Genomic DNA, 3,195 nt, shown 5'->3' on the forward strand with positions numbered 1-3,195 from the left:
CGAGGCCGAGGCTTCTTCTTCCCCATGCTCTCCATGATGGACATCCTCCCGGGGCAGAACCCCTGATCTCGGATGTCCGTCAAAGCGGATCAAGCTCATACGCCTCCACTCCTAACGCGTTCGGTCAGCAAGCCCGGAGCTCGGCCGAGCCCGTCGAGGACGCCAATTTCGCGAAGGAACGAGAGAGAGCAGCCGAGCGTGCCCGCGGCATCTCCGACCCGGATCGACAGGCCAAGGCTCTGGGCGCCATAGCCAAGGAGCTGGCTCTGTCTGGATTCCACCGCCAGGCCACTGAGCTCGCCGACGAAGCCGCTCGTCTCGCTCGCGGCATCGTTAACCATGACGAACGGGACGGGGCGCTCACGGTCGCTGCCCGGGCCGCAGCCCGCACGGGGCATCATGCCTTGGCCGCTGAACTCGCCCACGCCATGGCCAACACCCACCGGCGTGCGGACACTCTGGCGGCTGTCGCCATACTCATGGCCCGCGCGGGTGCTTGTCAGCAAGCGGCCGAACTCGCGGACGAGGCAGCAGAGCTCGCCCACGACGGCACGGCCGTCGGGCCTAAGGCCGCGCTGCTGGCAGTGGTTGCCGAGGCCATGACACTCACGGGACGTCAGGAGCAGGCAGCCGAACTCGCCCACCTCGCAGCCGAACTCGCCCAGCATTCCAAAACGCCCGGCCAACGTGCGATGGCTCTTACGCTCGCCGCGAGGGCCATGGCTCACACCGGACGCCATCGACAAGCGATTGACATCGCACAAATGGTCACCGAACCCGACTTGCTGAATGGGGCGTACGGGGCCGTGGCCGTGGCTATCGCCCATGCGGGGCACCCCAGGGAAGCCACCGAACTCACACGAAGAATCGACGATCCAGACCGGAAGGCAAAAGCGCTAGCAGCCGTCGCCACGGCTCTAGCCCACGCGGGCCGTCACCGACAAGCGGCCGACCTCGCCCTGAGCATCAGTCGGCAAACCAGCCGAAGCAGGGCCCTGATCTTCATAGTCAGAACCATGGCCCGAACAGGCCACCTGCAAGAAGCTGTTGAACTCTCCCGAACAGCTGTCGACCTCGTCCATGAGGCCGGAGACGCGAACTGGTGCGCCAGAACGCTAGCGGCCGCCGCCGAGGTGCTGGCCCACGACGGGCACCACGAGCAGGCCATTGATTTCGCCCGGGCGGCTGCCAGCTTCGCCCGTAAGCTTAAGGACCCGGGCGGACGCGCGGCGACACTTACGGGCGCCGCCCATGCCCTGAGCAGCACGGGTTGTCCGGGACAGGCCGAAGGAGTAGGGCGAGAAGCCATCAACGCGGCGCGCACAATCAAGGACCCAGGGCAGCGGGTCAAGGCACTGACGTCCACGGCGAAAAAGTGCCGAGATATCCTCAACGCGCGTGTGCTCCTGGCCGAGGCACTCGACATCGGCCCCTTGCAGCAGGTGGTCGAATGCCTGCCTGACATCGCACCAGAGACTTTGGAACTGCTGACTCGGCTGATGACTACCAGCCCTCCGGAGACAGACCGTACGGTCCGAGCGGGGACTCTGGCAGGGCCCCTGCTCGGGTACGACGACCAGGAAGGAATGGGCTGATGAGCGGACGGCAGCGACTGGCGGTCGGCCTGACAGGGCTGACGGTGGCGGTGCTGGCCGGGGTCTTCTGCTTTCTGAGCTGGGACCGGGCCAACCAGGTCGCGGGGATAGTCTCGGCGTTGGTGGGTGTCGTGGCCCTGGGGACTGGTGTCCTGTCCCTGATCTCGGGCCGTGATGGGTCGGTGCGGGTCGCGAATACCGGTCCGGCTACCGCGGTCGGATCGGGTTCGCACGCCAACACTGGTCTGACCGTTCAGGGGAGCGTGCAAGGAGGCATGGAAGTCGACGGGACTGCGGAGGCGCGGGCCAAAGACGGTGGCCGCGCAAACACTGGCTACGACCAGCGCTGACGCGTCTTCGAACTGCCTCCTGAGAGAGGAATCGGAGCGGTTGGCTCCGGAACCGCCCCGTAAGTGTGACGCTGGCCCAGCGTCCATCGCGCCGCTGTAGCTCGGTGCCGACATCCGTCCTCCGTCCGCGTTGGCGAGGATGAAGTGGATGGTCGTGCCGTCCTTTGACGGGTTTCTGCAGTCGGCCATCATCCCGGGTCTCTCCCTTGCATGTTGGCGTCCTCCACCGGCCCTGTGACGGCCGGTGGCGCGGCCGCGCGGGGAGCGCCGCCCCGATGGCTCGGTGGCCGCTGCATGCTCCTCCTGCGGGCGCGTGGCGGCCATCGTGAACACCCACCCTTGTCCGCGGCCTGACAGCGGCCGGTAGCGGCGTCTGTCAATTCATCTCAGGGGGCGAGGAGGTCGAGCGGGCTCTTCGGTAGTCACTCCTGGGAAGGACATCACGGTGCCCAAGACCGCAGCGCGCATGCGGACTTCGTAGACCATGCGCTCGCCACGCAGGCGGGCACCCATGCCCGCGCAAGCAGCGGCTGGCACGGCATCGTGTACGTGAACGTCCGCCCCCCGCCGATCTGCGAGCGAGCCCCAGACCACATCGGTCCGGGGCTCGCGGACTGTTCGGGGCGAGGCGGCTGTTACAGGTCGAACTCGAGGTGCTCGATGTCCGTGAACCGGACCTCCTCCAGGCTTCCGGCTCGGCGGCCGCCGTCCTGGAAGTACACCTCCTTGAGCGCTTCGGCGGCGATCTCCTTCAGCTGCTGCTCGGTGGCGCCGGCTTCCTGGGCGTCGAAGAGTCGGGCGGCGTAGCGGGGCGGGAGGGCGACGGTTAGGTGGCGGATGCGGTCCTGGTCCGTCGACCCGATCGGCGCGGTGTAGCCCATGCGGGCGCGGGTGTCGACGACGATGCCGCCGGTGGTGGCCGCCTTCTGCCGGGCCTTGGCGCGGATCTGCGGCTGCCAGCGCTTCTTCACCTCGCGCTCCAGGCGCGCGGCGAGGTTCGGGCGGGGCTTTTTGATCTGGTTCTTCACGTACCGTTCGACGGTGCGCTGCGAGACGCGCAGCAGCTGGGCGACCTGCTTAGTGCCGCCCAGCTGCTTGACCAGGTACCGCATCTGCGGGCCCGCGTTCTTGGGCGCCGGGCGGGTGAACGCCTTCTGTACCGCGGCGTCCAGGCCGTCCCCGAACAGGCTCATGGTCGCCTTCTCCTACTCTCCGTTGTCGACGTCGGTGACGGTGCCGTCCTTGATGTA

General features: G+C 67.5%; 2 protein-coding genes and 1 pseudogene. 2 read left to right on the forward strand and 1 reads right to left on the reverse strand.

Annotated elements, in window-relative coordinates; genetic code table 11:
- A pseudogene (locus tag ACI2L1_RS45025) lies at window positions 1-1,595 on the forward strand (hypothetical protein); the annotation flags it as partial.
- The gene (locus tag ACI2L1_RS45030; protein WP_404745280.1) at window positions 1,595-1,945 is read left to right on the forward strand and encodes a hypothetical protein; all 351 of its coding nucleotides are present in this window, start codon (window positions 1,595-1,597) and stop codon (window positions 1,943-1,945) included. The pseudogene ACI2L1_RS45025 and the gene ACI2L1_RS45030, both read left to right, overlap by 1 nt.
- Window positions 1,946-2,580: 635 nt before the next feature.
- On the opposite strand, the gene tpg is transcribed toward ACI2L1_RS45030, so the two are convergent.
- Window positions 2,581-3,138 (reverse strand): telomere-protecting terminal protein Tpg, encoded by a 558-nt coding sequence (gene tpg, locus ACI2L1_RS45035; RefSeq protein ID WP_404745281.1) that lies wholly within the window; start codon window positions 3,136-3,138, stop codon window positions 2,581-2,583.
- Window positions 3,139-3,195 lie beyond the last annotated feature (57 nt).

Source organism: Streptomyces sp. NPDC019531 (genome assembly GCF_044903305.1).
Taxonomy (GTDB): Bacteria; Actinomycetota; Actinomycetes; order Streptomycetales; family Streptomycetaceae; genus Streptomyces.

Coding starts and splice junctions, on each gene's coding strand:
- tpg (WP_404745281.1), bottom strand. CDS start 3,138: ATGAGCCTGTTCGGGGACGGCCTGGACGCCGCGGTACAGAAGGCGTTC.
- ACI2L1_RS45030 (WP_404745280.1), top strand. CDS start 1,595: ATGAGCGGACGGCAGCGACTGGCGGTCGGCCTGACAGGGCTGACGGTG.